Annotated in this window: 6 protein-coding genes; 3 read left to right on the forward strand and 3 right to left on the reverse strand. The window is 71.3% G+C overall.

Annotation, left to right across the window (positions count from 1 at the left end; all coding sequences use genetic code 11):
- The first annotated feature begins 6 nt into the window (after positions 1–6).
- Together LLG88_14195 and LLG88_14200 are read left to right on the forward strand one after the other, a co-directional pair.
- Entirely contained in the window at positions 7–141 is a 135-nt protein-coding gene (locus tag LLG88_14195; protein ID MCE5248060.1) for a transposase, read from the forward strand.
- 209 nt (positions 142–350) lie between these two features.
- Positions 351–1,001, forward strand: a complete 651-nt coding sequence (locus tag LLG88_14200; protein ID MCE5248061.1) for a hypothetical protein — start codon at positions 351–353, stop codon at positions 999–1,001.
- Between the two features lie 363 nt (positions 1,002–1,364).
- Here LLG88_14200 and LLG88_14205 read toward each other — a convergent pair whose 3' ends face one another.
- Genes LLG88_14205 through tmk form a run of 3 tightly spaced genes read right to left on the reverse strand, consistent with a single transcriptional unit; the run spans position 1,365 to position 3,434 of the window.
- Positions 1,365–1,670 carry a DUF3467 domain-containing protein gene (locus LLG88_14205; protein MCE5248062.1) on the reverse strand — a complete coding sequence of 102 codons (306 nt, stop codon included), beginning with the start codon at positions 1,668–1,670 and terminating at the stop codon, positions 1,365–1,367.
- A 31-nt stretch (positions 1,671–1,701) separates the two neighbouring features.
- Entirely contained in the window at positions 1,702–2,775 is a 1,074-nt protein-coding gene (locus LLG88_14210) for a hypothetical protein (protein ID MCE5248063.1), read from the reverse strand.
- Complete coding sequence (gene tmk / locus LLG88_14215; GenBank protein MCE5248064.1) at positions 2,775–3,434, reverse strand: dTMP kinase; 660 nt, start codon at positions 3,432–3,434, stop codon at positions 2,775–2,777. Before tmk ends, LLG88_14210 begins: the two co-directional genes overlap by 1 nt.
- A gap of 58 nt (positions 3,435–3,492) precedes the next feature.
- Between tmk and LLG88_14220 the strand changes: the two genes are divergently transcribed.
- Positions 3,493–4,146 (forward strand): ribonuclease HII, encoded by a 654-nt coding sequence (locus LLG88_14220; GenBank protein ID MCE5248065.1) that lies wholly within the window; start codon positions 3,493–3,495, stop codon positions 4,144–4,146.
- The last annotated feature ends 86 nt before the right edge of the window (positions 4,147–4,232 follow it).

Here is a 4,232-nt window from a genome sequence, read left to right on the forward strand (position 1 = left end):
AAGCAGATCAAGCGCCGCACGAGCGTCGCGGCGCTCTTCCCCAACGAGCAGGCCCTCCTCCGCCTCGTCAGCGCCGTGCTCGCCGAGACCAGCGAGGAGTGGGAGACCGGACGCATCTACCTCGCCATGGAGACCGAGTGAATCGGACCGCCGCGTCAAGCGAATTTACAGAAGAGCTGTTGCTTTCCCATTGCCACGGCGTGGTACTGCGAAGCTAGGCCTCCCCAGATCTGGCAGCGCCGCTGCGGCCGTGGTGTAGACGGCACATGTGCCGGCGACAACGAAGACAAGGCGCGGGCTTTTCAGGAGTCGTTCGAAAACGAGCTTGGCAAGTGATAGGGGACACAAACATGATCCGCCGCATGGCCGTGCTCGCGCTTGTCCTTTTTCTGGCCGATTCCAGCCCGGCATGCCGTGCGGGAGCCCAAACAGAACCGGAGCGTGTTCGCGCGTTCTCGACCCAACAGCTCAAAGAAGGCTGCCGCTTCCCAACGGCGCTTGTTCGCTTTCCTCTCGACGACGTCGCTCGGAATGTCCGTCTCTACTACATCGATTGCGGTTCGGCTGGAACTCGTCGAGTTGTAGGAGTGGGCGGACGCGGAATGCTCATTGTTGAAGACATTGCCACGTTCAACCGGTTTCTAGAGTGGGCGGAGGTGCGGATCGACGATGAGGCCACCGCTCTCAAGGTCGTCCGGGCGTTCTTGGATCTATCCCGAATTCGAGCCGCAAATGAGTACGGAATCGTCACGAGTCCCGATCGAATACCCTTTGCCTCGGCGGACGCAGATGAGCGTCGTCGGGAGATCTCAGAACGGGTCCGCCTCCGAGCGCCGGTCGTGGTGCGCAACAGCGGCAAGTTCGTTCTTGAGTTCTACGAGTGGTCGCGCTTCGCTGGCGCGCTTTGGCGGTTCAAGGCAACGGTAAACCAGAGCGGAATCGAAGACCTCAACCAGACGCTCGTCATGCAGTGGATCGACGAAGCAGATCTGGTTCAATGAAGGGAGCGCGACGTCGCGCGTGAAGGCCGGAGTCCATGAGCGCCGTGTGCCGCGGCGATCCGGCGTCGTTGGCGTCGGCCCTACGACGGCGCAGGGCTGATCGAGGCACAGAGACTGCGGGCTTGGTGCTCCCTCCCGCGCGATCGTGGACGCCGCTCGCAATCCTGCCCGGTGATTGAGCAGGCCGCTTGGAATGGTCAGTACGTCGGACGTGACGCGACAGTCGTGACATACAGTGCAGGCTGGATCACCGACGCAGTCGGGTGTTGATTCGCCCCAGCCCTGACCAGCCGGGCTTCTTCTTTCTCCCTGCTTCACTTCGCCGCCACCTCACGCCACCGCGCCGGCGGCGCGCTTCGGCCGCTACGCGCTGAAGGGAGGGGTCTGGGGCGACGAGGCGCGGCGGACGGGGCCGTAGGCGTCCTCGTAGCGCTGGAGGTTCTCGGCGAGGGCCGCGGCGAAGGCGTGGAGGTGCGCGGGGGCGGTGACGACGCGGGCGACGATCTGCGGGCCGGGGGGGAGGTCGGCGACGAAGTCGATCACGAACTCCTCGGCGCTGTGGGCGACGATCATCCGGTTGGCGTAGACGCCGCGCTGCATCTCCTCCGAGATCTTCACCGTCATCTCCGGCGCGCCGGCCGGCCGCTGTCCGCGCGGTTCGTCGCTCATCGTCTCCGTCCTTTCGAAACGCGCCGCGCGCTCAGCCCTGAAGGTCGCGCGGGCGCAGACGTCCCGCGAGGGCCAGCACGGCCCCTTCGATCGTCAGGCGCGGGTTGCGGTTGAAGATCGTCAGTTCGCGCCGCAGCCGGTCCACGAGGCGCGGCCGCTCGCGCAGCGGCCCGAGGAGCCGGTCGGCGAGCGGGGCGAGGCGCGCCGCCTGCTCCGCGTCCAGCAGCCGCGGCGGGGCGCCTTCCGCGACGGCCGCGAGGTCGGCGAGGAGCTCCGTCAGCAGGTCGAGCTCGCTCGCGGCGAGGTCGGGCTTCTTCCCGAACTCCTCGCTCGCCGCCGCGGCGAGCTCCGCCGGCAGGCAGGCGTCGAAGCGCTCAAGGATCGCCGTCCACTTCTCGATCCGCTCGCGCTCCTTCTTCGGGTCGCCGTCGAGCGCGCGGGCGATGCTGCCGCGGGCCTGGGCGACGCGCGCCGCGGCCTCGGCCGGCGCGACGCCGCGCGCCGCGAGCAGCCGCGCGAGGTCGGCGTCGCCGAGCGGGCGGAAGCGGATCTGGCGCAGGCGCGATCGGACGGTGATCGGCAGCGACCAGGGCGCGGCCGTGACGAGGACGATCACGCCGTACGACGGCGGCTCCTCGAGCAGCTTGAGCAGCGCGTTCGCCGCGGCGGGGTTCATCTTGTCGGCCGGATCGACGATGTAGATCCGGCGCTCCAGCTCGTACGGGCGCATGCCCATCGAGGCGATGACGTCGCGCGCCTGCAGCACGGAGATGCGCGTCTTCCCCTTCGGCGTCCCGACCAGCCCGACGTCGGGATAGACCGTCGTCGAGTCGGCGTTGGTCGAGCCCTCGCGCATCGCCGTCGTCGCCTCGAGGTCGGCGAAGCGGCGGCAGTGGGGGCAGACGCCGCAGGCGTCGGCGCCGCGCGGCTGCCGGCAGACGAGGGCCGCGGCGAAGGCGATCGCCGCGCTCCGCTTGCCGACTCCGTCCGGGCCGTGCAGCAGCAGCGGCGGGACCGGACCGCCGCGATCGACGAGCGCGGCGAGGGCGGCGACGGCCGCGTCCTGGCCGACGATCGCCGAGAGGGGCGCGAAGACCGGCTCCATCAGTCGAGCGCCGCGGGGACGATCCCCGGCACGAGGTCGCGCAGCGCGGCGACGACCGCGGCGTGGGTCGCCGCGACGTCCCCCGACGCGTCCACGACCCGCACGCGGTCCGGCTCGGCGGCGGCGACGGCGAGGAAGCCGCGCCGCACCCGATCGAAGAAGGCGACGTCCTCGTCGTCGTAGCCCGGCTGGTCGGCCGCGCCGCGCCCGGAGGCGCGCGTCAGCCCCTCCACCGGCGGGACGTCGAGCAGGATCGTGCGGTCGGGGCGGCGGTCGAGCGGCGGCAGCTTGTGCAGGTCTTCGATCAGCGAGAGCGGGCGTCCGCGCCCGTGCCCCTGGTAGGCGCGGGTCGAGTCGAGGTAGCGGTCGCAAAGGACCAGCTTCCCCGCGGCGAGCGCCGGCAGCACGACCGTCTCGAGGTGGTGCGCCCGCGCGGCGGCGTAGAGGTAGATCTCGGCGAGGTTCATCGCGCGCCAGTACGACGGCGTCTTGAGGATCCGGCGGAACTCCCCGGCCAGCTCGTCTCCGCCCCCCGGCTCGCGCGTCGCCACGACGTCGCGCCCCGCGGCGGCGAGCGCGGCGGCGAGCAGGCGGGCCTGCGTGGTCTTTCCCGCCCCTTCGATCCCTTCGATCGTGACGAACAAGCCGGACGCCGGCATCGGGCCCCCTCGCGGCGCGGGAAGCCCCCGGCCGGCCGCGATTATAGAATCATCGGCCATGCGGCACAGCGAGGCGACGGAACGGCGCCGGCCGACGGCGGAGCGGGAACGCGCGTTGCGCGCGGCGGGCTACGCGCGCGTCGCCGGCGCGGACGAGGTCGGCGCGGGGCCGCTCGCCGGGCCGCTCGTCGCCGGGGCGGTGATCCTGCCCGACGACGCGGACCTCCCGGGGCTCGACGACTCGAAGAAGTTGAGCGCCAAGGCGCGCGAGCGGTTCGCCGCGGAGATCCGGCGGCAGGCGGTCGCGTGGGCCGTCTTCGAGCTGCCGGCCGCGGAGGTGGACCGGATCGGGCCGTACAAGGGGGCGCTGACGGCGCTCGCCGGCGCGATCCGCGCGCTCGACCCGCCGGCCGACTACGCGCTGATCGACGCCCGGCCGCTGCCCGCGCTCGCGCTGCCGCAGGAGTCGCCGATCCGCGGCGACGGGACGCATCTCTGCATCGCCGCGGCGAGCGTCGTGGCCAAGGTCCACCGCGACGGGCTGATGGACGCGCTCGACGCGGTCTTTCCGGGGTACGGCTTCGCGCGGCACAAGGGGTACGGCACGGCCGAGCACCTCGCCGCGCTGGAGCGTCTCGGCCCCTGCCCGGAGCACCGCCGCAGCTACGCGCCGGTGCGGCGGCTCGTCGCGCCCGAGCCGACCCTGTTCTGACGCGGCGCGGGGGAAACGATGAGCGAATTCGCGCAGCTGTTCACGCTCGATCCGGACGTCCTCTACCTCAACCACGGCTCGTTCGG

The organism is bacterium (genome assembly GCA_021372775.1).
GTDB lineage: Bacteria > Acidobacteriota > Polarisedimenticolia > J045 > J045 > JAJFTU01.

What these genes read in the sequence shown, in the direction of transcription:
- LLG88_14220 (MCE5248065.1), top strand. Translation starts at nt 3,493, where the DNA reads ATGCGGCACAGCGAGGCGACGGAACGGCGCCGGCCGACGGCGGAGCGG.
- LLG88_14210 (MCE5248063.1), bottom strand. Translation starts at nt 2,775, where the DNA reads ATGGAGCCGGTCTTCGCGCCCCTCTCGGCGATCGTCGGCCAGGACGCG.
- LLG88_14205 (MCE5248062.1), bottom strand. Translation starts at nt 1,670, where the DNA reads ATGAGCGACGAACCGCGCGGACAGCGGCCGGCCGGCGCGCCGGAGATG.
- tmk (MCE5248064.1), bottom strand. Translation starts at nt 3,434, where the DNA reads ATGCCGGCGTCCGGCTTGTTCGTCACGATCGAAGGGATCGAAGGGGCG.
- LLG88_14200 (MCE5248061.1), top strand. Translation starts at nt 351, where the DNA reads ATGATCCGCCGCATGGCCGTGCTCGCGCTTGTCCTTTTTCTGGCCGAT.